This window comes from Chryseobacterium sp. GM_Chr_2, assembly GCF_026540445.1.
Classification (GTDB): Bacteria; Bacteroidota; Bacteroidia; order Flavobacteriales; family Weeksellaceae; genus Chryseobacterium.
Genome location: NZ_JALNUD010000001.1, coordinates 735,704 through 759,554, shown reverse-complemented (window position 1 = coordinate 759,554; position 23,851 = coordinate 735,704). Strand labels below are relative to the sequence as shown.

The window sequence follows — 23,851 nt, the reverse complement described above, 5'->3', positions numbered from 1 at the left end:
GATTGTTGTTGTTTTCTTCCATAATAATTGTGCTTTTTTTGGTTAATTTAAATGAACATCTTCCAACAAAGAGTCTCTGTACTTTTGCTTGGTTTTGAAATAAAAATAAGCCTGCTCTAGTACAACTTCCTCTGTTTTAGAATTTAGAATAATTTTTCCTTCATCAGATTCTATATATTTTCCTTTTGGTATTTCGTAAGTAATATCATTGTCGTCTGTGTAAGAAAGGTTGCTTTTCACGTATATGATTTTATTTCCTTCACTGTCATTAAAAATGGACAGACCGCTTTTTTTATACTTAATAAAATAGGCTCCTGTAAGGTGATCTAAAAGAATCTTAAGCTTTCCGTCTTCAGATTTTACAATATCTTCAGAGTATATCAGATCAAAAATATTCGTCATGATAAGAAGATGTTGAATGATGAATAGAAAGTTTCGCGTAGGTTGAATGGTTGAGTATCATAATTTTTATCATTTGGTTAATATCCCAAATATAGGAAATATGAGGTGTGGTCGCGAGCTTTGTTTTTGTTTAGCGATGGTAATTCGTTACTTTATAATAAATTGGGAATTGATATTTTGTGATATAAAATATTTAATGTAAAATATTTTGAAATTTTAAATAATCCTGAAGTGATAAATCATGTATAAATGCAAAAACCACGATAATAAAATCGTGGTTTTGTATAAATGTTGTTGATATTTTTAATCTCTGTTTTTAACTAAAATCCAGCCTGTGAATTTTATCGGGGTTAATTGTTTGTTGGGCTCATTCCAGCCTACTTCATACCAATAACTTCCGGTAGAGAGTTTCTTTGTACCAATGGTTCCGTCCCATTTGTAATTGTTGGATTTATCTCCTTGATAAATTTTCGATCCGTATCGATCAAAAATATTGAATACAAGATTCTTTTTTCCTGCCAGAGAAGAATAATCAAGAATATCATTCACGCCATCGCCATTAGGAGTGATTACGTTGATGATGTTTGGATTTGTATAATCTACCGTTACAGGATCACAATTGTAAGAATCTTTTACATATACCGTACCTGTACCTCTCGGAATTTCTGCAAATACATTAGAATCCTGCCAATGAATATTGTCTATTGAATATTGATAAGGCGCCGTTCCTCCGATTACACTCACCGTAAGATTTGTGGTTGAAATTTCAAGATTTGTAATAACGGGTTGCTCCGCAGGATATACTTTTACGGTTTGTCTTGTGATGCAATCTCCTGTTTTTAGATTTACCCAATAAACACCTACGCCAACATTCGAGATTGATGGAGTCGTAGCGCCCGTGCTCCATTGATATCCGTTGAAATCCGGGCCAGCGTCTAATGTAGTGGTATCTTCCATACAGATTACTTTATCGGTTAAAACTGTAGATTTTACAGGCGGAAGTACTGTCAAAGTAACCTCAGCAATTCTGTAACAGCCTTGTGCATTAGTGACTTTTACATAAGCCACTCCGTTTGGTGCGATGTAGTTCACGGGATCCGGAATTTCATTGGTTCCGTTGTGTGCATCGGTAGGAGAGGGATAATATTTTTTTGTGATTCCGGTTTGCGAAGTTACACTTGCAACAGTAAGGTTGAATACAGCCGTTGCCGGATTCGATTCTATAAAACAAGATCTCAATGCAGCATTGGTAACGATCGGACTTTCAGAAACGGTTAGATTTAAAGTCACTTCTTCACAATCTGTAAATTCAGGATCATTTCCGCAGAATTTATAAACAAATGAATCGGGACCAAAATATCCAAAGTTGGGTGCATAGCTAATTACTCCGTTGGTAGGATCGATCACTGCATTCCCATTTGCCGGAGGTGTAATGATAACCACCGATCCCGGAACATAAGACTGGGTAGAGTTTGTAAACTGTGGTACAATTGTTTTTACGCCATCACAAACGGTATCGTTGGTTGTTGTTTCTGTTAAGCAGGTAAATACTTTATAAACAGGAGTTGTAACCGGCGGACAAGTGCCTACCGTAATTTTAACTACATAATTTCCTGATTGTGTTGGAACATAAGAGTTGGAAGTTGCTCCCGGAATTGGATTGTTATTTCGGTACCATTGATAAGATTCAAAACTATCATCTACTTCAAGGATAATTCCTGGAATACAATCTCCGGTTTGCTTAGCAATTACAGGAATTGATGAGAACCCCGCGAAATAACCGCCATACCCTACAACACCACTTCCTCCGGAAATACCTGCCGTGACGGCTTTGGATGAAGTAATCGTCATATTTCCAGTAACATTCGGAACTGAATAAGAAACCCATGATGAAGTTCCCAATACAGGATAAGGGCCTTGTGTGGCAGGAGGAGTTCCGTTGTTTACTGTAACCACGGCGCCCGCTTCTGTAAGGATGTTTAATTTAACATTATTGGTGGTTGGCGGAAGAATATTAATCATTCCGATTTCATCAATTTTTCTTGGCAAATAACAATTCAAAGGTGGAATATAATTGAATCCGATGGTTGCATTGCTGGTTGCTACACCTGCAAGAAGCTGATACACATATACATTTTTCGAGGTTTTAATATACATGTTGTAATGATCATTTCCTTGATTAATGTAATTGTTATTGTTGGTTTTATTTACCCTATAATATTCACCTTCATTAAGAACGTAAACGGGAGTAGTTGCATTATTAATGTAAACTTCCGTTCCGTCTTCGGTGGCAACAATAAGGGCATCTTCCATTTTCTCGTTGATGTTACCATTTCCTTTTACGACTACGAATTCATTTCCAAGTCGATCAACAGGTACAGATTGATCCATCACAATATCAGAACCATCCCAATATCCTCCCGCAGGATCGATGGCAAATTGTCCGTTAAAGTTTCCATTGGTAACCGAAATAGGTTTGTTCGATTCTATTTTAGCTCCAATAAAACCATCTTTGTTTCCAGTTTTATTACTGATACCTTCAATAATATAAGATTGCCCTTTGTTAAGAGTAAATGTTAGGGTAGGTGTTGTTAAGCCTGTATTTCCATTGGTAAAAACAACTTCAGCAGCATAGTCTGAAACCGTAACGGTTGTGTTGTCTTCCGTTGCTAAAATTCCGGTAGTGAAATTAAGTAAAGGATTGGTAGAGGATACCTGGATATCTTCTATCGGCGAAACAACGGCATAGAATTTTGTTCCGATGCCTGCTTTACCTTTAGATGTTAAAATTTCACCGTGGCTGCTTACTGAAAACCGGAAAGTTACGAAGTAGGGTTTTGTTCCTTTTGTATACAATCCTTTGTTGATCGGGTGAAACTGATCCGATGTAGCAGAGGTAATCATATAATTAAGCGGAACTGAAAAGGTCTGCGGATTTCCTTTACTAATGGTAACGGTTCCGATGACATTGTTGTTACTGTAGATTTCTACCGGAAAAGGGGTGGTAGAGTCTGTTGAAAAATAGAGCGCCTGTTGAGGACTGCTCAGTACTGCAGTTCTTGCTGCCATAGGGGCAAACCAGTGCTCTGTGTCTCTTTGTGCATACAAAGAGAGTGGTATTGATAACAGTATCAATACTAAACTTTGTAAAAGTTTTTTCATAAACGTGGGAATTAAGGATTGCCACAAAAATAATGTATTATTTAAAATGAATAGAAAATTATTTGGAAATTATTTTAAAATATTCCTAAAAAAGGCAATAAAAAAACCACGATTCCGGAAAATCGTGGTTTTAAATATTATTTTAATGTTACTAATCGATGTTTTTTACAAGAATCCAACCTGTGTATTTTATTGGAGTCTTTTGCTTATTTGGCTCGTTCCAGGTAATATGATACCAGTAAGTGCCTGTAACAATCTTTTTATCGTAATGTCTACCGTCCCAAGTATAATTATTGAATTTATCTCCCGTAAATATCTTGTTACCGTATCTGTCATACACTACGAATACCAGATTATCTTTATAGCCTAATTCTCTATAGTCAATCACATCATTTACATTATCTCCGTTCGGAGTGATAGCATTAACTAAATTCGGAACTGTAACTTCTACCGAAATAGGCGTACAGCTGTAAGAATCTTTCACATAGAATGTGTGCTGACCTCTCGACAATCCTGTAAATACATTAGAATCTTGCCAGTTGGCGATTCCATCTACGGAATATTTGTAAGGTGGCGTTCCTCCGTTTACAATTACCGTAGCCGTATTGTTGGTAATATCAATCTGAGTAATTACAGGATCTGGTGCTTTTTTAATGTTGACAACCTGAGTAATAAAACATCCGTTTTTACCTAAAATTACAGTATACTGACCTGGGCTTACACCACTGATTCCTGAAGTTGTAGCACCTGTATTCCATTGGTAAGAATCATATCCAGGACCTGCATCGATGTTTGTTCTTGCATCAATACAGATAAACTGATCTACCAATAGAGGTGATTTTTTAATTGGTTTTGCTACCAATGTAATGATGGCGTTTGCCGTACAGCCTTCGTTGGTTGTTACTTTCACATATACAGTTCCGCTTAAAGACTGATAATGTACAGGATCTGTAATCATATTGGTTCCTGTTGTCAGGTGAGCCATTGTCTTGTAGAATTGTTTTGTCACCAAAGGATAATCTGTAACCGGAGCTGTTGTTAAATCAAACTCAGCATAAGGATTGGTATCGTATTGGCAAGCTTCAATCGTAACATCTTTAATAACGAAAGGAACTACATTTAGATTTAAAGTTACTTCTTCGCAGTCTGTGAATTGTGCATTATTTCCGCAGAATTTAAAAACAATTTTATCAGGACCTAAATATCCCGGATTTGGTGTATAAGTGATAACTCCCGTAGAAGTATTAATTGCTGCACTTCCCTTGGTTGGAGCTGTAAGAATTGTTACTGTACTGGCAACCGGAGTTTGTGTAGAGTTTGTAAAGGTAGGAGTAATGATGGTTGTTCCGCAAATTGTAAGTGTTTTAGTCGTTGTCATCAAACAAGTATACACTTTGTAGATTGGCGTTGTTACCGGCGGGCAAGTTCCCATTGTTACTTTTACTGTAAAATCTCCAGATTGTGTAGGAGTATAAGTATTAGTCGTAGCACCCGGAATAGCCACTCCGTTTCTGAACCATTGGTAAGTTTCGTAGCTGTCGTCTACCTCAAGTACAAGACCAGGTACACATTCTCCTGTTTTTTTGGTAATTACAGGAATTGAAGAGAAACCTGCAAAATATCCTCCATATCCTACAGCTCCACTACCTCCAGCGATACCTGCAGTAACAGCTTTAGTAGAAGCTACTGTCATATTTCCTGTCGCATTCGGAACAGAATAAGATACCCAAGCAGTTGTTCCTGTTATAGGGTATGGTCCTTGTGTGGTTGGTAACTGAACATCATTTACAGTAACTGTGGCTCCGGTTTCTGTAATAATGTTTAATTTTACGGTATTTGTAGTTGGAGGTAAAATATTTACCATCGCAATCTCATCAATTTTTCTTGGTAAAAAGCAATTCAAAGGTGGAATATAGTTGAATCCTTCTGTTGCATTGTAGTTTGGAAGACCAGCAAGAAGTTGATATACATATGCATTTTTTGATGTTTTAATACGCATGTTATAATGCCCGTTTCCTTGATCGATATATCTATTGATAAATGTACCGCCTGCTCCTTCGCTTACACGAAACCATTCTCCTTCATTAAGAGTAGCTAAAGGTAAGCCAGAATCGTTTACATAAACTTCTGTATTGTTTTCGGTGGCAACAATTAATGCGTCTTCCACACCATCGGTAATATTACCATTACCTTTTACTAGAGCAAATTCGTTTCCTAATCTATCGGTAGGAACTGATTGATCCATTATAATATCTGTTCCGGAAAAACCTCCCGGAGGTGAGAGAGCAAATTGGCCATTAAAGTTTCCGTTAGTAACGGAGATTGGTTTATCAGCTTCTATTTTTGATCCAATAAAACCTGTTTGATTGGTAGAGGAGGTACCAGGAATTTTTCCTTCAATAATATAAGACTGTCCTCTGTTCAGGTTTACTGTCATTGAGGGAGTTGTAGCTCCTGTTGTTCCGTTAGAAAACTGAACTCCAGCAGCGTATCCAGAAACTGTAACTGTTGTATTGTCTTCAGTAGCAATAATTCCGGTTGTGAAATTTAAGTAACTAGAAGAATTTAAGCCTGTAATCGGGCTCGTGACAGCATAAAATTTCTTTCCTAATGCTGCTTTACCTTTAGAGGTAAGAATTTCACCATGGCTGCTAACTGAAAATCTGTAGTTTACAAAATATGGCTTTTCTCCATGAGTATAAATTCCTTTATTTACTTTGGTAAACAATTCTCCACTAGCTGATGTTACCATGGTTGTCCCCATCGTAACACCTGGTATAGCAGGGGTCGCGGGAAAGTTAAAGACTTGCGGATCTCCTTTTTTAATGGTTACAGTACCAATGATTACGCTGTTTCCTGATGCGTTATTGGTATAGATGTTTACATCAAATGGGGTAACAGAATCTGTGGAAAAATATAGACCCTGATAAAAGGATATGAGAGCAGATGGATTTGCAGCCATTGGCGCAAACCAGTGGTCTGTATCTCTTTGTGCAAAGAGCGTTTTAGTCGTCAAAAAAACTAATACTAAACTAAGTAGAAATCTTTTCATATGATTGGGAATTAGGATTTCTACAAAAATAGCATAATATTTGAAAAGTTTTTTAAAAAATATAAAGAATCGTGAAAAATTATTCACGATTCTTTATTAATATCCATCCTGAGTATGAAACTGTTAATTTCGTATCTGGCTCTGTCCATTGAAGCACATACCAATAAGTTCCGGTAGGCAAAGTTCTTCCACCAGGCTTTCCGTCCCATGTATAAACGTTTTTTGGAGATTTATAAACAATAGCTCCGTATCTGTCTGAAACCTCAATGTTTACGTTTTCTTTCATTCTTAATTCAGAATAATCCAAAACATCGTTTATTCCGTCTCCGTTGGGTGTAATTGCATTGATGATGTTAATTACTAAAAATTCTTTAATGACAGGAAGACATCCATCAGATCCTAAAACATATACTTGATGAGTTCCTCTTGATAATCCCATAAATACGTTTGAGTTTTGATAATCAATACCATTTAAAGAATATCTGTACGGAGGAGTTCCGCCTATAACGTGTACCGTGGCAGTATTTCCTGATACTTCAATTTTAGTGATAATAGGAGCCTGAGCCGTATTTACATTTACATGTTGACGATACACACAGCCATTCATTCCCAAATCTACATAATAACTTCCTGCGCCTGCCAAAATGGTTTGCGTTGTTGCTCCGGTATTCCATTTATAAGAAGTGAAGCCTGTTCCCGCATCTAAAATTACTTTATCATCAGAACAAATTACCTGATCATGAAGCGTGCTCGATTTTCTTGGAGATTTAAAATTAACAGTTAAAGTTCCAATATTCGGACAAGCACTTGCACTTACAAATCGGATGTAATAGATGTTGTTTGAATTAATTGTTTGTGTTGCAGGAATAGCATTCGTTGCATTTTGTGCATTTGCCAGAGAAGTGTAAAAAGTAAGTGTTACAGTGGGATCTGTGGTAAATAAATTTTTATAATCATTAAGGTTGATGTTTTCAGAACCGTTCAAGTCGTTATCACAAATATCTGTGGTGGCAGTGTTTGTAATTAAACTGATTTTATTTCCGATGGTGAAATTAATTTGTCCTAAAACAGCCGGGCAATCTCCTGTAGGCGATTCTACTCTTACGTAAACAGTTGTATTGGTATTATAATTCCAGTTGGTTGGGATTGTATTTGTGTTTCCTGCCGTAGCATCTGCTTGCACCAAATAATATTTTACGTTGAAGCTGGTTGCATTGTTAACGATTTGTGGAGTTACCGTGGCGAAATTCACAGGAATAATTCCATCAAAATTATCATCACAAATATTTGCGTTAAAATTACTTACATTAATATTCGGCGACGGAGAAGCTGATAACATGATCTGAGCCACTTTTGAACATCCGTATGTGGAAGTTACATTCGCATAAATAGTTCCCGTAGGTCCTGTATAAGATGCAGGGGTAGTGATTTGACCAGTTAAGTTGGAATTGGTGAAATAATTAACCGTAGCTCCGGGACTTGCTGTAACAACAGCTGAGGTTAAATTATACGTTCCGTTTCCTGTTGAATTGGTACAAGACAATAATGTAGCATTCGTTACCTGAAGAACATCTGTATTGATGACAATTTTAAAATATTCAAAGGCAAAAGGAGTTCCGTTTCCTTGAATATAATAGATGAATGAATCTGTAGTATTTACAGTCGTAGGATTCGGAGTATACGTAATCTGTCCTGTTGTAGGGTTTACTGTTGCAGTTCCTGAAGTTGGCGCAGAAATAATGCTCGTTAACGAAGGAATAATAGTTTGAGTAGAGCTTGTAAAAGCCGGTGTAATCGTTTTTGTTGAACAAGAACCGATTGTATAGGTTGTTGTGGTAATTGGCGGACATAAAGTATAACTATAAATTGCCGTCATCCTTGTTTCACAACTGGTTTTTGTGATTTCACAGGTGTAATCTCCCGCTCCGTATAATTCTGGATTAATCGAATAAGTCGTCGCCCCCGGAATAGCAACTCCGTTGAAATACCATTGATAGGCATCATAGGTATTGTCTACTTCAAGCAAAACTCCGGCATAGCAATCCCCCGTTTTTGTGATCGTAGGAACAGAAGAGAATCCTGCGAAATAACCACCATATCCTACCGCACCGTTACCTGCCGCAATTCCTGCAGTTACAGGTTTGTTTGATCCGATGGTGATATTTCCTGTTACACTTGGGATAGAGTAGGTAACCCAGTTAGGATTTCCTGTCACTGGCGCGGGTCCTGCGCTTGCCTGAATAGGATTTCCGTTAATGGTGACCGCTGCTCCGGTTTGTGTAATGATATTAAGTCTTGTATTAAAAGTGTCGTTTCCAATTTTATTGATGGAACCAATTTCATTAATTTCTTTAGGTAAAAAACAGCTCAAAGGCGGAATAAAATTCATACCTCCGGTTGCATACACATTTCCTGTAGAAGTTCCTGCCAAAAGCTGATAAACGTATACATTATTATTTGCGGAAATACTCATGTTGTAGTTTCCGTTTACCTGGCTGATGTAGTTGGTTCCCTGTACTACGTAATATTGTCCTGCATTTAGCGTAACACTGTTTAAAAGGGTTCCGTTTATGGTAAGTTTGGTGTTATTCACTGTTGCCACTACCACGGCTGCTTCCATTCCTGAGTTGGCTGGGCCGTTTCCTTTCATCATTACAAAGTCTTTACCCAATCTTTCTACAGGAACCGACTGATCCATCAAAACATCTACGTTGGTACTATTGAATGTTGTATAAATACTGTTGAAATTTCCGTTAGTTACAGAAATGGGCTTGTTGGCCGTAATTTTTGCACCTACTAATCCTGTTAAATTGTTTGAATTAAGATTACTCTGTGCTTCAATAATATACGATTTACCTTTATTGATGGTAAAAGTTCTTGAAGGCGCTGAAATACCGTCCGAAAAAACAACTCCGGGATTATATCCGGATAAAGTTACGGTTGTATTATCTTCTGTAGCCGTAACACCGATGGTTGAATTTACATAAGGTTTAGCGGTTGTATTGGGAGCCATTCCTACGAAGAAGTTTTTTCCAAGTCCGGCTAATCCTTTAGAAGTAACAAATTCAGCCTGATCAGAAACAGTAAATCTGTAGCTGGCAAAGAATTTTTTATTTCCTTTTACAAATAATCCCATCCCGGTAGAAGTAAATAAGTTGGATGCAGTAGAAGCAATCATCATATTGTTGGGAATGGTTACCTGCATTGGGTTTCCTTTGCTTACCTGAACGGTTGTAAATAAATTGTTATTATTAAAAACCTGAACAGAAAAAGGCGCAGTTTCATTGGTTGAAAGGTATAAGTAACCTTTGGGAGTTCCTTGTAACGAACTTGCCGACATTGGGGCAAACCAGTGTTCTGTATCTAATTGTGCATTAACGATTAAACAAAGAAACGTACAAATAATTAGTAGAAATTTTTTCATGCTTATTAATAAGGGGCTGCAAATATAAGCATTAGTAATCAAAATTTTAAATGAATTTTTCTTTACATATGATTGAATGGAGAAATTGCTAAATATTTAATAATGAGTTAATATTTGTTGCGTTCTCATAATTAAGTGAAATAAAAAAATCCCGATGAAAAAATTTCACCGGGACTATTATTTTTAAAATCTTAAAAGATTACAAACCGATTCTGATGAATCCGGTTACTTTTAGGTCAGCATTTACAGATTTTACATAGTCAGCAACTGAGATAGAGCTGTCTTTGATGAAATCTTGGTGTACCAACGTGTTGTCTTTGTAGAATCTCTGCATTTTACCTTTCAAGATATTGTCGATAATGTTTGCAGGCTTACCTTCTTCTACAAGCTTGTGTCTTTCGATTTCTAATTCTTTATCGATAGTTTCCTGAGAAACAGAAGTTTCGTCAAGAGCGATTGGGTTCATCGCAGCAGCTTGCATAGAAACAGCTTTAGCAGCCTCGTCAGAACCTTCTACTTTAGCAGAAAGAGCAGTGATAGCAGCGATTTTGTTTCCAGCGTGAATGTAAGCTCCTAAGAAAGGACCTTCGATTCTTTCGAATGCACCGATCTCGATTTTCTCACCGATAACACCTGTTTGCTCGATTAATTTTTCAGCAACAGTTAATCCGTGGAAATCTGTAGCCAATAATTCTTCTTTAGTAGCAGCAAAAATAGCCATTTCAGCTAATTCGTAAGCTAGCTCGATGAACGCCTCGTTTTTAGCAACGAAGTCAGTTTCACAGTTCAAAGAGATGATAGTACCCAAAGTGTTATCTTCGTTTACTCTAGCGATTACAGCACCTTCAGTAGATTCTCTGTCAGCTCTGTTAGCAGCAACTTTTTGTCCTTTTTTTCTAAGGATATCTACTGCTTTTTCGAAGTCTCCTTCAGCTTCAACTAAAGCTTTTTTGCAGTCCATCATACCTGCACCTGTTTGGTTTCTCAATTTTGCTACGTCTGCAGCAGCTGGTGTATAAGACATAATATCTATTATTTTTTTATTGTAAGATTAGTATTAATTTTTAGCTTAATTTTAAAGCGATGCAAAGATAATGATTTTAATGATAAACTAAAAAATGACTTTTTGCGTTATTTGTATATTTAATAAATTTTTAAATGTTTGGTTAATGAAAAAAATATTTCTCCTTCTGTTTTTGTGCATTTTTACCCTTGGCTTTTCTCAAAAAAAGAAAAAAGCGAAATCTAAGGCTGTTGCTGAGAAAGAAACGCTTATTATCTATACAGAGCAGGATGCAGAAAGCACTAAAGAAGCCAGAATTATTGCCGGATTCTTGAAACAAAACCCTGGTCATGCCAAGACTGATTATTTTAAAAGAAAGTTAATAGAAATTATCATGGCCGATAATTCTCCGGAGGCAAAACCTACTATCACGCCTTTAAGCAAAGGAGAAGTTGCAAAAATGGCTAAAAATGAATCCAAAGTTTCTGGTAACAAAACAATGGCATCTAATACAAAGCTAGCTTCTACTTCTGCAGTGCCAGCAAGAGATGTAAATTATGCAAGTGTAACCAATACGAGTAAAAAATCTGAACCCAGCGAGAAAAATAAAAGAACGGCTGCGATGTTAACGCACATGTTCAACAATGATCCGATGGATAAGGAAGCTTATATAAATATTAAAAACAGATCTAAATGTAATCTGATTGTAAAAATCACCGGAAAGAAATATTATAATCTGGATGTTCCCGCTAAAGGGCAGAATTTTATTTTAATAGATAAAGGAGAATATGTCTTAACAACAATGGTTTGTGATGCCAAATATTCGTCACTGAAAAATATCAATAAAGATATTGAGATTGAATTAAATTTGGCAGAATAATTTTTTTTCTAAATATGGTGAGATATTTTTAAATTGAGTATATTTGGAAAAAATATATAATTTATGAAAAAAATAACATTGTTTTCCTTTGTGATTTTATCTTTAATCTCTTGTTCTAATGATAGTAATAGTTTAATCGAAGAAAAAGAAAGTTTGTCATCAAAAGATGCTAGTACCCAAAAAGTATCAGTGACTAAATCGGTTGTTGAAGCAGAAAGTAAAATTCAACAATTACAAAAAAATCAGTCATTGAATGTAGATTTTCAGGGTAATCGATTGAGATTAACAATGCAAGATGATTGTAATTTAGTTTTATATTATGAGAAACCTGCTTCAAATTTCACTCTCACTTTATGGAAAACAAATACAAATAGACTATTAACTTCCTCGGATATTGCATTAGCATCAGCTCAAACGGATGGAAACTTTGTTGTCTATCAAAAAGCTCCATATGTTTTATCTAATTCTGTTTGGGCTACTAATTCTTATGTTGGAAGTGTATCTAATCCATATATTAAATTACAGTTAGTTAGAGTGAAAAATGAACTTTTGGGGACGCAGAAATACGTTTATAAGTTGTTAATTGAAGGTAATGGTACAGATAGAGTTGTTGTTGCAGAAGGAGATTTAGCTCCGAATATGTAAAATTAGCTAAAATGTAAAAAAAAGACTTGTCAAATGAATGACAAGTCTTTTTTTTATCCTTTAAACTGACCCATTGCGATAAATTTATCTTGTCTTTGGGTTTCAAGTTCTTTTCCTGTAAATTTCGAGAACGCTTTAATGTTCTGTAAAATTGAAGTCTTTAAGTTTAAAAACGTTGTTTCAGGGTCGTAATGTGCGCCACCAAGCGGTTCTTCTACGATTCCGTCAATGAATTTTTCTCTTAAAGCATCTTTTGGAGTCAAATTCAATGCGTTTGCAGCATCTTCTTTGTGATCCCAGTTTCTCCAAAGAATTGAAGAACAGCTTTCCGGAGCAATTACTGTGTACCAAGTGTTTTCCAACATATACACTTTGTTACCAACACCAATTCCTAATGCACCGCCACTCGCTCCTTCACCAATGATATAAGTGAAAATAGGAGTTTTAAGCATGGTCATTTCGAAAATATTTCTTGCAATGGCTTCACCTTGTCCTCTTTCTTCAGCTTCCAATCCTGGATAAGCTCCTGGTGTATCAACCAAAGTTACCACAGGAATATTGAATTTCTCAGCAAGCTTCATCAATCTCAACGCTTTTCTGTATCCTTCAGGATTCGGCATTCCGAATCTTCTGTGTTGTCTTTCTTTAGTTGTTCTTCCTTTCTGAGTTCCGATGATCATTACTTTTTGCCCATCTAGGGTAGCAATACCGCCAATCATGGCAGGATCATCAGCGAAATTTCTGTCTCCGTGAAGTTCTAAGAAGCTGCCTTTATCTACCATCCCGTTGATATAATCCAATGTATAAGGACGATCCGGATGACGAGATAGTTGTACTCTTTGCCAAGGGGTAAGGCTTCCATAGATTTCTTTTTTCTTTTCTATGATTTTATCCTCTATCTGGCTGCATGCTAATTTTACATCAACACCACTTTCTTCTCCTACTAAAGAACAAGTTTGGTATTGATCCATTAATTCTTTTATAGGTAGTTCGAAACTTAAATATTCCATTCTTGAAGTAAATTAAATCTTTCAAATGTATGAAAAATTATGAAAATTTATTAAAAATTATTAACAGCATTGTTTATTCTGGATATAGTTTCCTCTTTTCCAAGGATTTCCATGATGTCCGGAACGTCCGGGCCTTTCAATTCTCCCACCAACGATAAACGCAGTGGCATCATTACTTTACCCATTCCTAAGCCTTTATTTTCGGCGAAATCATGAATGTTTTGCTTTAAATTTTCAGCATTAAATTCAGCATTTTCTAAACCTGATGCAAATTCTCCTAAAATAGCAGATGTTTCATCATTCCAAGCTTTTTTAGATGCTTTTTCATCATAAGAAGTCGGAGCTTCGAAGAAAAACTTTCCATTTTCATAAATATCAATCGGGAAAGTCGTTCTTTCTTTCATCAAATGAATGATTCTTAAAAACTTCTCATCTTCGATTGTGATATTAAGATCAGAATTTTTTAAAATCGAAAGAATTTCTTCATCAGATTTTTGTTGAAGATACTGATGATTAAACCATTCAGCCTTTTCTTTACTGAATCTTGCACCTGCTTTATGAACTTTATTTAAATCAAATTCTTTAGTCATTTCATCCAACGATAAAATTTCTTTATCATCCGCAGGCGACCAACCTAAAAGTGCCACCATATTAATGAAGGCTTCAGGCAAATATCCACTTTCTCTGTATCCTTTAGAAACATTTCCGGTTGCCGGATCTGTAAAATTCAAAGGGAAAACCGGGAATCCGAATTTATCGCCATCTCTTTTGCTTAGTTTGCCTTTACCTTCTGGTTTTAAAATCAAAGAAAGATGAGCAAACTGAGGTGCTTCCCAATCCATTGCTTCATATAATAAAGTGTGCAGCCCTAAAGATGGCAACCATTCTTCACCACGAATAACGTGAGAAATTTCCATTTCGTGGTCATCGATGACGTTGGCGAAGTGGTAAGTTGGCATTCCGTCGTTCTTTACCAAAACTTTATCATCTAAAGTATTTGTGTTTACAGAAGAATTTCCTCTGATAATATCCACAAGATTCAACGTTCTGTCAATCGGCATCTTGAATCTTACGACGTATGGCGTTTTTTCATCCAACAACTTTTGAACTTCTTCTTCAGAAAGGGCAAGGCTGTTTCTTAACTGATTTCTTGTTTTGTTATCATAAGAAAAAACATCGTCTCTTGCCTCATATTCAGCACGGATAGCGTCTAATTCTTCAGCAGTATCAAAAGCGATATATGCATAATCTGTTTTCAGGATCTGCTCTGTATATCTGTCGTAGATATCTCTTCTTTCAGATTGTCTGTAAGGGGCAAATTTTCCTCCTTTTTTAGGACTTTCATCAGCAATAATTCCGCACCATTCCAGAGCTTCTTCAATATAGTCTTCCGCTCCTTCCACATATCTTGCAGTGTCTGTATCTTCAATTCTCAATACAAATTCACCACCTTGGTTTTTAGCAAAAAGATAGTCATATAATGCGGTTCTTACGCCTCCTAAATGCAAAGGTCCCGTGGGACTTGGAGCAAAACGTACTCTTACTTTGTCCATTTCAATTAAAATTTTGATGCAAAGTTAGTTAAACTAACACAAAAAGATAAATTTATTTGGAACTAATAGATAGAGCGAAAATTTGTTAAATATAGATTTTAAGAAAAATAAAATTCCGATTAAAATTTGTATCTGATTGAAAAAGAATAACTAGAATAATGTATTTTTGTATGATTTGATTTAACCATGACAAAAATTAAAAAACAAAATAAGTTATCATTTTATATTAAAGGTTTTTCGAGAGGATTATTTCCTGTTCAGCCTTATGAAAAAAAAATAGATAGTCTTTATAAAACGCTTTCAAAGAATGATTTAAATGAGGTTGAAAGAAGGCTGAATTATTATAATAAAATCAATTCTGAAATAAAAGTAGATCATCACGGAACGACAATTCAAGATCTGCTGAAGCCTAAAACGCCTAAAGCGTATTATTTTGATACGTACGAATATGCGAGATATTTTCCTAAAGATCTCAAGATAGATTATGCCTTTGGAGATGTAAATACTATTTTAGATTTTCCGATGATTACAAAAAGTCGTCCTATTCATGGAGGAAACGACAATAATATTTTACTGAATCTGGATAAAGCAAGACATTTTGTTTCTCTGCAAGATAATCGGAATTTTGATGATAAGAAAAATATAATGATCGGAAGAGCGGCTGTGCATCAGGCACACAGAAAAAGGTTCTATGAAAAGTATTTTAATAATCCGATTTGCGACCTAGGGCAAGTAAATAAAAATGGTGGCAATCCGGACTGGATAAAGCCTAAAATTTCCATTGATGAGCATTTAAAGAATAAATTTATTTTAAGTCTTGAAGGAAATGATGTTGCTACCAATCTGAAATGGATTATGTGCTCAAATTCTGTAGCTGTATCACCTCCCTTAAAAATGGAAACTTGGTACATGGAAGGAACTTTGAAGCCAAATGAACATTTTATTTGTATTGATGAAAATTATGAAAATCTTGAAGAAAAAATTCAATATTATATAGAACATCCAAACGAAGCGAAAGAAATCATTAAAAATGCCAAGGAATATCGCTCGCAGTTTAATAATAAAAATGTCGAAAATTTAATATCGCTTTTGGTTTTGAAAAAGTATTTTGACTACATTCGCTAAAAAATATCGAATTATGTTAGAAATTGGAGAAAGACCTTGGGGCAAATATTATGTTTTGGCAGACGAGCCAAATTATAAGCTAAAAAGAATTGAAGTAAATCCTGGACAAAAGCTTTCTTATCAATATCACCACAAAAGACAAGAGCAATGGACAATCATTGAAGGCGATGCAACAATTGTTTTAGATGATAAGGAAATTAAGCTGGCTTATGGTGAAAGCATTTTTATCCCACTAGGAGCGAAACACAGAATGATGAATCTTTCTGAAAAGCCTGTTGTTTTCATCGAAGTTCAAACCGGAACGTATTTTGGTGAAGATGATATCGTGAGGATTGAGGATGAGTATGATAGAAATTAATTAAGTTAGAGAAATGATAAATACAAATAGCCTTGAAAATACAGATAAATTTTTTTGGCATCGTTATGATTCGATTTATACACAAGAACTTTCCAATTTAGAAAATGTTAAAAAAATTGTAGAGTTCGGAATTTTTAAAGGAGACTCTGTAAGATGGCTAAATCGCGAATATCCTGAAGCCAAAATTTTTGGCGCAGATATTTTACCTGTACAAAGTGAATGGACTATTAATGATGCTATAAGCTATTATCAATTAGATCAGGATAAAGTTTCGGATATTCAAAATTTTCTGAATATTACAGGAAATGAAATTGATTTAATTATCGAGGATGGAAGCCACTTTCCAAAGCATCAGAAGAATTGTTTAGTGGAGGGGATGAATTATTTAAAATCTAATGGTATTTATATTTTAGAAGACATTCATACTTCGCATCCACAACATGACTACTATACAAAAGATGGTAAAAATTATATTTCACCCTTACATCTATTATTGTTTATAGAGCACCATAGAAGTATTGGGGTGGAAATTCATGAGGATAAAATAAAAGAATTGACAAAAAATTCGTTATTTAATTTTAATGAAATTATAAATTTAATAAATACTATAAAAGATATTAAAATTTATAGAAGATCTACATTACCCTTGAAATGTTATAATTGTAATTCATCTGACTATAATTATCATTTATTAAAGTGTAAATGCGGTGCTGATGTATATGCAGAAGCAGATTCTATGACTGCCGTACTTACAAAGAGATAAAATATAAAGAATTAAATTGGGCCGATAAAACATTTATCGGCCTTTTTATTTTAAAATAAACTTTTTAAGTAAAGTTTTATTTTTTTTGTAAACGAAATGTTGAGATGTAGTTTTTTTTGTGGATATTTTGTTTTAAATTTTAATAAAAACTCATCAATATCTTTTGCATTGAAAAACTCTATATTCTCCCAAGAAGAGCCAGAAAGAGGGTGAAAGTTTTTATAATTTGTATAATTATTTTTATTTAATGTTTTCCAAATATGAAAAAAGCCTTCTACGTCAAAATCATTTACATGTCCCCAATTATTAACTTTTTGTAGAATCTCTGACTCTGTTCTTGCCCATGATTGATGAATGACATAGTAATCTAGAAATAACGTTCTGTCATTTTGAGGCATTCTTGCTTTTGTATATTGTGGTGAGTTGGTAACCATGAAGCAGGTCTCATTGAAAGGCTGTACCACAAAAAAACCATTTTCGTTTTGCTTAAATAGTACAACCCAGTTTATAAGAAAGTTGAATGGTGTTTTTTCTGGTTTTCTAGTGAGGTATGCACATTTCCGTAAAAAATTTGATAGCTTTCGAAAATCGTATGGATATTCATCACTGTCAATTTGAAGATGCCACCCTCCTTTTCCCATGAATTTTCCCATTAAATTTCTTTGCCTTGTTTCTAATTCCATGGGAGTGTGTCCTCCAATATAGAATTCATCGGCGTAAAACCTAATTTTATTTTGTCTATCAATATTCTTTATTTCATCAAATACATATTCAGGAATAGAGATGTCGTTTCCGCTCCAAGTTTTATTGTTTTTATCATAACTTATAACAATGTCATCTGCTTCATCATATACCAATTCTAGAGATTTGAATATAAATTTATAATCGTATGAAAGTAAATAACCAATTTTTATTATTTTGCTCATAAATTTGTTATTTTTTCTATTTCTCGGATTTTTTTATGCAAATTTTCAAGTGAAAAAGGTTGTAGGCCGTCGGCAGATTTTAACTGTTGCTGCTTCCAAAGATTTTCATTTGTATAAAGTTCAATTGTCTTTTCTGCAAAATCTGTTTCATTATCAGCAAGAACCATATTATCTCCTTTTTCTGAAAGCATTCCTTCTGCTCCGATCGCACTTGTAATTACTGGAAGATAAAATTCAAAAGCTTGTCCTATTTTTCCTTTTACTCCTGCTCCATATCTTAATGGTGCAACCATGATTCTATTTTCTAAAAAATGAGGAACAATATCGGGAACATAACCATGAAATATAATATTTGGAGAATTAATATCTTTTATTTTTTCATTTACATCACCAATAATATTTAATTTAACATCTGGGAGTTTTTTCCATATTAACGGTAGAATTTTATTTGCTAAAAAATAGATAGCATCAATATTAGGATGATGGGTAGAGCCAATAAAAAGTAAATCTTTTCTTTCAGCAAAATCTTTACTGTCCTGGATATTAATTTTTGGATAATGAATGTTAGATATGACAAGTTGTTTTTTACCCATAGCAAAAGTATCCATATATTGTTTCTCTTCTTCAGAAATAGGAATAATCAAATCTGCTTCAGAAGAGGCTTCTTTTTCAAATTTATAAAATATAGAATAGCTTTTTTTATAAAACGGGTTTTTCGGGTCTGAATCTAATGCTCTTTTGAATCTAAGATGATGTATATCAACCATATCATAGACAGTAAATACTTTAGAGAAGTACTGCTGGATTTTTTTGTAATTTTTGATAAAAATATTGGCAGCATAAAACCATGCTATAGTTTTCTTTGCGTCAAATAATCTATAAAATTCTTTTAAATCTGTATAAGGTAAATATTCATAATAAACACATACGCCAAGTCTTTGAAAGTATTCATTATAAGAATTGTCTATTTTATTTCTTTTAGCAATAAAGACAACATTATACCCTTCTTTTTTATAAGCCTTGATAATTTCGGTAAGCCTTAACTCTCCTGAGTTTTTATCATACTCAGGAACTCTATTGTTATAGAAAAAAATATTTTTATTTTGATTTAGTTCCAGAACTCTTTGTTGTACTGTTTTGGCCTGTATTGAATTGATCTGATTATTCCATTTTGATTTAAAAAGAGCAAGATTTTTTTCAAAAAGCTTTTCTTTTTCTGTGGGTGTATTATCTTTTTTTGCATTGTAAGATGCACCGTTGAAATGAACTATTTTAGAAAAAGGAGTGTAATAAATATCCTTTTTTTGTTCATATTTAAATCGAAAACATAAATCTGTTTCTTCAAAATAGGCGGGTGCAAATTGTTCATCAAATAAATTTAGATCACCATTATCTGAATGCTTTTTAAAAAGTAGGCTGCATCCTGAACAGTAATCAACTTTGTAGATATAATTAATAATTGGATAATAAGGTTTTCGCTTATCTACAATTTGTGCAATATTACAATCCTTCATAAAAACACTACCCGCTTCTTGTAAACTACCATCAGCATTCATTAGCATAGACCCTACTGCTCCTACATTTTCAAAGTTATTAAATACATAAATAAGTTCATCTAAAAAGCCTTTATGCACAATGGTATCGTTATTTAATAAATAGATAAATTTACCACTAGAGTGTTCTATACCTTTATTACAGCTTTTTAAGAAACCTAAATTTGTAGGATTTTTGATGATTGTAATATTTTCAATCGTTGAAAAATCATAAGACTCAGAGCTATTGTCATCCATTAATATGATTTCAAAATCAATTTCGGGAAGATTTTCAAAAATAGATTTTAAGCAATTCCAAGTATAATTTTCTTGATTATAAAAAGGGATGATTATTGAAACCACGGGAGATTCTGATTTAGGAAATTTCAAGGTTTCTCGTTCCAAAGTAGGAATTAGTGATATTTTAGAAAAGCTTTCATCTAGTTTTTTAATTCGATTAACTTTTCTTACAACATATTTAAGTTCTCGCCAAAGTCCCATTTTTAATCAATTTTTATATAGGGTTTATTATCAAATATATAATTTATCCAGTTGCTAAAAGAATATTTTTTGTAAATATCAGGGTCAATATCAGTATATTCTAATTTTAAAAAATTATGAATTTCTTCAGAATTTTGATTTTTCCAAATAAGTATATTGTTTGGATGGTAAAAATCGTAATTTTCTATAGCTGGATTATTTGTTATCAATTTCTTTTTAAAGCAAATAGATTCAAATACTCGAAAAGATAAGCCATTATGAATATTGGTATTTTGAAACTCTAAAAGGTATTTTGATCTTTGAATTTCATTTATCATTTCTGAATACTTCACTGAGGATTCTAAGACTTTAATTTTTGATCGTTTAATCTTTTCAGGAATATTGCTTTTTTTATAAACAATTTGAATGTTTGTATTAATATTTTGTTGTTCAAAAAAAGATGTTATTGAAATTATTTCATCAATTCTATTTTCCAAATAGCTTCCCAAAAAGAAAATTTCTTCTCGCTCTTTCTCATCTATATTTTCAAAATTGTCAATATAAAAATTTGTAGTATAATGTAGATTATGATAATCACTTTGATAATTATCATAGTCTTCTTTTTCAAAAACAAAAAAACGATCGAATAATTTTATGTAATCTAAGATTTTGGGATAACGTTTAAAGCCATCCCATTGATATGCAGTAAAAACTTTTGTTTTCTGCTTTAAAAGTTCTAATGATTCTTGAGAAAAATAATCAGGTCGAATTACTAATGTATATTCAAAATCAAATTTTATATTTTTTAATTTTTCTACAAGCTCTTCAGAATGTCTGTTTATTCTTAATTGAGATTTAAAATTTTTATTGTTGAGAAAAAACTTCTGAATGAAATTAGTTAATTTTTCATTAAAGTTTTTATATTGAAATTTCTTGTCAGATAGAACCAATAATTCAACTATGTAATCATTTGCTTCTAGATTTTTAACAATACTTTCATATAAACTAAAATGATATGGCATTAATAATGCTACCTTTTTTTCCATCCAGCAATTTTAAACAAAAATAATAAATATATATTTGTAAAAAAAATATGAAAAAGAAAGTATTAATCGACCTTGAACGTCTTAGATATCCAAATTCAGGTATTGCAAATGTATTTCGAAACCTTGCAAAAGGTTTAATTGAAACCAATTCTAAATTTGAAATCGCTTATTTTGGAAACAGAGAGCAGCTTGAAAAGATTTGTTCCATACCAAAGTGTATCTTTTGGAATAAGACGCATAAATTTTTCGAAAGATTTAGTACGCAGTTCGATTTAATTCATGTTAGCCATCAGCTATCATCTTACTTTCATAGAAACTATAAAAATACTCTTAAAATTGTAACGCTTCATGATCTGAATTTTTTACATGAAAACCTTACCGAATCTAAAAAAAGAAAGATGTTGGGTAAAGTAAAAAACAATGTAAAAAATGCTGATTATATCGTTTGTATATCTGAATATGCAAAGCAGGATTTAATTAAAAATAAAGGGCTTTTCACGTTTAATAAGCTTAAAGATATTGTGGTGATTCACAATGGAATTCAGTTGCCGGAAGATAAGCAGTATGACTTGGGAAAATATTCCTTTTTAAAAGATAAAAAATATATCCTGAATATTGGTGTGCTTTTTAATAAGAAGAACCAGTTGACTTTAGTTGAAATGCTGCCTTATATTGATAAAGATTTGGTTTTGATTGCGTCTGATGAAAAGCAACCTTATGCCGATGAGGTAAGAAAAAGGATTAAAGAACTAAATTTGGAAAACAGAATTCATTTTTTTAAGAATGTTTCTGAGGAAGAAAAGTATGCTATTATTCAAAATTGTGAAACCATGTGTCATCCTTCCATTGCAGAAGGGTTTGGTATTCCACCAATAGAAGCTATGGCATTTGGCAAGCCTGTCTTTCTTTCAAAGTATACCAGTCTTCCCGAAATTGGAGGCAATAAAGCGTTTTATTTTGATAGTTTTGAACCGAAAGCTATGAGTAGCATTTTTCATGAAAAAATGACTCTTTACAACAGCAATAAGGAAGTGATGAGTGAGGATATAAAAAATTGGACAAAGCAATATAGCTATACTGCAATGTCCAACAATTATCTTAAGTTTTACGAAAAAATTCTGCAACAGAATTAATTCTTATATTCTAATACCGTTTTTTCAATGATTTTTACACAATCCAATAATTGCTCTTCAGTAATTACCAAAGGTGGTGCCAATCTGATAATATTTCCGTGAGTTGGTTTTGCCAATAGCCCATTTTCTTTTAATTGTAAACAGATATTCCATGCGGTAGAGCTGTCCGGAGTATCATTGATCAAGATAGCATTTAACAATCCTTTTCCTCTTACTTTGGTAATCAGACTTGTTTTTTCGATCAATTTTTCAATTTCGTTTCTGAATAATTGACCTAATTCTTCCGCTCTTTCAGAAAGTTTTTCTTCTTCAACAACATCTAAAGCTGCAACTGCCACTGCACAAGCAATCGGGTTACCTCCGAAAGTAGAGCCATGCTGTCCCGGCTTAATCACATTCATGATTTCATTGTTTGCTAAAACTGCTGAAACAGGATACATTCCACCAGAAAGAGCCTTTCCTAAAATTAAAATATCAGGCTGAACATCTTCGTGATGGCAGGCAATTAATTTTCCGGTTCTTGCAATACCTGTTTGAACTTCATCTGCAATGAAAAGAACATTGTGTTTTTTACATAGTTCAGAAGCGTTTTTAAGGAAGTTTTCATCCGGAACATATACTCCGGCTTCTCCTTGAATAGGTTCAACTAAAAATGCTGCAATATTACCTGCTTCATTTTTTAAAACTTCTTCTAAAGCATTGATATCGTTATATGGAATTTTGATAAATCCAGGAGTGAAAGGTCCGTAATTTTGATTGGCATCAGGATCATTCGAGAAAGAAACAATGGTTGTTGTTCTTCCATGGAAATTATTTTCACAAACGATAATTTTTGCTGCGTTTTCTGAAATTCCTTTTATTTCATAGCTCCATTTTCGGGCTAATTTTACTGCAGTTTCCACGGCTTCAGCACCGGAATTCATGGGTAAAACCTTATCAAATCCGAATAGAGTAGTGATCTTTTGTTCGTATTCTCCTAATTTCGAGTTGTAAAATGCTCTTGAAGTTAAAGCTAATTTTTTAGCCTGCTCCACTAAAGCATCTACAATTTTAGGATGAGAATGTCCTTGGTTTACAGCAGAATACGCTGAAAGAAAATCATAATATCTTTTGCCTTCTACATCCCAAACAAAAACGCCTTCTCCTTTGTCTAAAACAACAGGAAGAGGGTGATAGTTGTGAGCTCCATGTTTGTCTTCAAGGTCAATAAAATACTGTGAGTTTTTTGCTGTTTCTACTGTTGACATATATTTTGGTTTTTGACAAAGTTAAACATTATAAACGACATTTATCAACAGAAATCTTATCCTTTAAATAAGGTTTGTTTGATAGTTAATTGAATATTTATCAAGGGTAA

General features: G+C 33.7%; 17 protein-coding genes. 6 read left to right on the top strand and 11 right to left on the bottom strand.

Annotated elements, in window-relative coordinates; all coding sequences use genetic code 11:
• Nucleotides 1-42: 42 nt before the first annotated feature.
• The 5 genes from OXQ85_RS03365 to tsf form a co-directional block, all read right to left on the bottom strand.
• Nucleotides 43-402: a hypothetical protein gene (locus tag OXQ85_RS03365; protein WP_267402386.1), complete on the bottom strand. Its 360-nt coding sequence runs from the start codon at nucleotides 400-402 to the stop codon at nucleotides 43-45.
• A 303-nt stretch (nucleotides 403-705) separates the two neighbouring features.
• The gene (locus tag OXQ85_RS03360) at nucleotides 706-3,564 is read right to left on the bottom strand and encodes a T9SS type B sorting domain-containing protein (protein ID WP_267402385.1); all 2,859 of its coding nucleotides are present in this window, start codon (nucleotides 3,562-3,564) and stop codon (nucleotides 706-708) included.
• Between the two features lie 151 nt (nucleotides 3,565-3,715).
• Nucleotides 3,716-6,616 carry a gliding motility-associated C-terminal domain-containing protein gene (locus OXQ85_RS03355; protein WP_267402384.1) on the bottom strand — a complete coding sequence of 967 codons (2,901 nt, stop codon included), beginning with the start codon at nucleotides 6,614-6,616 and terminating at the stop codon, nucleotides 3,716-3,718.
• Nucleotides 6,617-6,695: 79 nt separating this feature from the next.
• Nucleotides 6,696-10,040 (bottom strand): gliding motility-associated C-terminal domain-containing protein, encoded by a 3,345-nt coding sequence (locus OXQ85_RS03350; protein ID WP_267402383.1) that lies wholly within the window; start codon nucleotides 10,038-10,040, stop codon nucleotides 6,696-6,698.
• A 199-nt stretch (nucleotides 10,041-10,239) separates the two neighbouring features.
• Nucleotides 10,240-11,064 (bottom strand): translation elongation factor Ts, encoded by an 825-nt coding sequence (gene tsf, locus OXQ85_RS03345; protein ID WP_267402382.1) that lies wholly within the window; start codon nucleotides 11,062-11,064, stop codon nucleotides 10,240-10,242.
• A 145-nt stretch (nucleotides 11,065-11,209) separates the two neighbouring features.
• Here tsf and OXQ85_RS03340 point away from each other — a divergent pair, with 145 nt between their 5' ends.
• Entirely contained in the window at nucleotides 11,210-11,923 is a 714-nt protein-coding gene (locus OXQ85_RS03340; RefSeq protein ID WP_267402381.1) for a DUF6759 domain-containing protein, read from the top strand.
• A gap of 63 nt (nucleotides 11,924-11,986) precedes the next feature.
• Nucleotides 11,987-12,568 (top strand): hypothetical protein, encoded by a 582-nt coding sequence (locus OXQ85_RS03335; RefSeq protein WP_267402380.1) that lies wholly within the window; start codon nucleotides 11,987-11,989, stop codon nucleotides 12,566-12,568.
• A gap of 53 nt (nucleotides 12,569-12,621) precedes the next feature.
• On the opposite strand, the gene OXQ85_RS03330 is transcribed toward OXQ85_RS03335, so the two are convergent.
• Nucleotides 12,622-13,578 (bottom strand): acetyl-CoA carboxylase carboxyltransferase subunit alpha, encoded by a 957-nt coding sequence (locus OXQ85_RS03330; protein ID WP_267402379.1) that lies wholly within the window; start codon nucleotides 13,576-13,578, stop codon nucleotides 12,622-12,624.
• A 50-nt stretch (nucleotides 13,579-13,628) separates the two neighbouring features.
• The gene (gltX, locus tag OXQ85_RS03325; RefSeq protein ID WP_267402378.1) at nucleotides 13,629-15,131 is read right to left on the bottom strand and encodes a glutamate--tRNA ligase; all 1,503 of its coding nucleotides are present in this window, start codon (nucleotides 15,129-15,131) and stop codon (nucleotides 13,629-13,631) included.
• A gap of 186 nt (nucleotides 15,132-15,317) precedes the next feature.
• Here gltX and OXQ85_RS03320 point away from each other — a divergent pair, with 186 nt between their 5' ends.
• Genes OXQ85_RS03320 through OXQ85_RS03310 form a run of 3 tightly spaced genes read left to right on the top strand, consistent with a single transcriptional unit; the run spans nucleotide 15,318 to nucleotide 17,377 of the window.
• Nucleotides 15,318-16,256: a glycosyl transferase family 90 gene (locus OXQ85_RS03320; RefSeq protein WP_267402377.1), complete on the top strand. Its 939-nt coding sequence runs from the start codon at nucleotides 15,318-15,320 to the stop codon at nucleotides 16,254-16,256.
• A gap of 13 nt (nucleotides 16,257-16,269) precedes the next feature.
• Nucleotides 16,270-16,614: a phosphomannose isomerase type II C-terminal cupin domain gene (locus OXQ85_RS03315; RefSeq protein ID WP_267402376.1), complete on the top strand. Its 345-nt coding sequence runs from the start codon at nucleotides 16,270-16,272 to the stop codon at nucleotides 16,612-16,614.
• 13 nt (nucleotides 16,615-16,627) lie between these two features.
• Entirely contained in the window at nucleotides 16,628-17,377 is a 750-nt protein-coding gene (locus OXQ85_RS03310; RefSeq protein WP_267402375.1) for a hypothetical protein, read from the top strand.
• A 50-nt stretch (nucleotides 17,378-17,427) separates the two neighbouring features.
• Here OXQ85_RS03310 and OXQ85_RS03305 read toward each other — a convergent pair whose 3' ends face one another.
• Genes OXQ85_RS03305 through OXQ85_RS03295 form a run of 3 tightly spaced genes read right to left on the bottom strand, consistent with a single transcriptional unit; the run spans nucleotide 17,428 to nucleotide 21,361 of the window.
• Entirely contained in the window at nucleotides 17,428-18,303 is an 876-nt protein-coding gene (locus tag OXQ85_RS03305) for a hypothetical protein (RefSeq protein ID WP_267402374.1), read from the bottom strand.
• On the bottom strand, nucleotides 18,300-20,336 hold the full coding sequence (locus OXQ85_RS03300; protein ID WP_267402373.1) for a glycosyltransferase: 2,037 nt from the start codon (nucleotides 20,334-20,336) through the stop codon (nucleotides 18,300-18,302). Before OXQ85_RS03300 ends, OXQ85_RS03305 begins: the two co-directional genes overlap by 4 nt.
• 2 nt (nucleotides 20,337-20,338) lie before the next feature.
• A complete protein-coding gene (locus OXQ85_RS03295) occupies nucleotides 20,339-21,361 on the bottom strand; it encodes a hypothetical protein (protein ID WP_267402372.1) in 1,023 nt (340 codons plus the stop codon).
• Nucleotides 21,362-21,408: 47 nt separating this feature from the next.
• On the opposite strand from OXQ85_RS03295, the gene OXQ85_RS03290 reads away from it, so the two are divergent.
• Complete coding sequence (locus OXQ85_RS03290; RefSeq protein ID WP_267402371.1) at nucleotides 21,409-22,494, top strand: glycosyltransferase family 1 protein; 1,086 nt, start codon at nucleotides 21,409-21,411, stop codon at nucleotides 22,492-22,494.
• Here the strand turns inward: OXQ85_RS03290 and rocD are convergent.
• Nucleotides 22,491-23,741: an ornithine--oxo-acid transaminase gene (rocD, locus tag OXQ85_RS03285; RefSeq protein WP_267402370.1), complete on the bottom strand. Its 1,251-nt coding sequence runs from the start codon at nucleotides 23,739-23,741 to the stop codon at nucleotides 22,491-22,493. The two genes, OXQ85_RS03290 and rocD, sit on opposite strands and share 4 nt — an antisense overlap.
• Nucleotides 23,742-23,851 lie beyond the last annotated feature (110 nt).

Bases quoted from the DNA above. Each gene is read 5' to 3' on its own strand.
- OXQ85_RS03365 (WP_267402386.1), bottom strand. From the start codon at position 402: ATGACGAATATTTTTGATCTGATATACTCTGAAGATATTGTAAAATCT.
- OXQ85_RS03360 (WP_267402385.1), bottom strand. From the start codon at position 3,564: ATGAAAAAACTTTTACAAAGTTTAGTATTGATACTGTTATCAATACCA.
- OXQ85_RS03355 (WP_267402384.1), bottom strand. From the start codon at position 6,616: ATGAAAAGATTTCTACTTAGTTTAGTATTAGTTTTTTTGACGACTAAA.
- OXQ85_RS03350 (WP_267402383.1), bottom strand. From the start codon at position 10,040: ATGAAAAAATTTCTACTAATTATTTGTACGTTTCTTTGTTTAATCGTT.
- tsf (WP_267402382.1), bottom strand. From the start codon at position 11,064: ATGTCTTATACACCAGCTGCTGCAGACGTAGCAAAATTGAGAAACCAA.
- OXQ85_RS03340 (WP_267402381.1), top strand. From the start codon at position 11,210: ATGAAAAAAATATTTCTCCTTCTGTTTTTGTGCATTTTTACCCTTGGC.
- OXQ85_RS03335 (WP_267402380.1), top strand. From the start codon at position 11,987: ATGAAAAAAATAACATTGTTTTCCTTTGTGATTTTATCTTTAATCTCT.
- OXQ85_RS03330 (WP_267402379.1), bottom strand. From the start codon at position 13,578: ATGGAATATTTAAGTTTCGAACTACCTATAAAAGAATTAATGGATCAA.
- gltX (WP_267402378.1), bottom strand. From the start codon at position 15,131: ATGGACAAAGTAAGAGTACGTTTTGCTCCAAGTCCCACGGGACCTTTG.
- OXQ85_RS03320 (WP_267402377.1), top strand. From the start codon at position 15,318: ATGACAAAAATTAAAAAACAAAATAAGTTATCATTTTATATTAAAGGT.
- OXQ85_RS03315 (WP_267402376.1), top strand. From the start codon at position 16,270: ATGTTAGAAATTGGAGAAAGACCTTGGGGCAAATATTATGTTTTGGCA.
- OXQ85_RS03310 (WP_267402375.1), top strand. From the start codon at position 16,628: ATGATAAATACAAATAGCCTTGAAAATACAGATAAATTTTTTTGGCAT.
- OXQ85_RS03305 (WP_267402374.1), bottom strand. From the start codon at position 18,303: ATGAGCAAAATAATAAAAATTGGTTATTTACTTTCATACGATTATAAA.
- OXQ85_RS03300 (WP_267402373.1), bottom strand. From the start codon at position 20,336: ATGGGACTTTGGCGAGAACTTAAATATGTTGTAAGAAAAGTTAATCGA.
- OXQ85_RS03295 (WP_267402372.1), bottom strand. From the start codon at position 21,361: ATGGAAAAAAAGGTAGCATTATTAATGCCATATCATTTTAGTTTATAT.
- OXQ85_RS03290 (WP_267402371.1), top strand. From the start codon at position 21,409: ATGAAAAAGAAAGTATTAATCGACCTTGAACGTCTTAGATATCCAAAT.
- rocD (WP_267402370.1), bottom strand. From the start codon at position 23,741: ATGTCAACAGTAGAAACAGCAAAAAACTCACAGTATTTTATTGACCTT.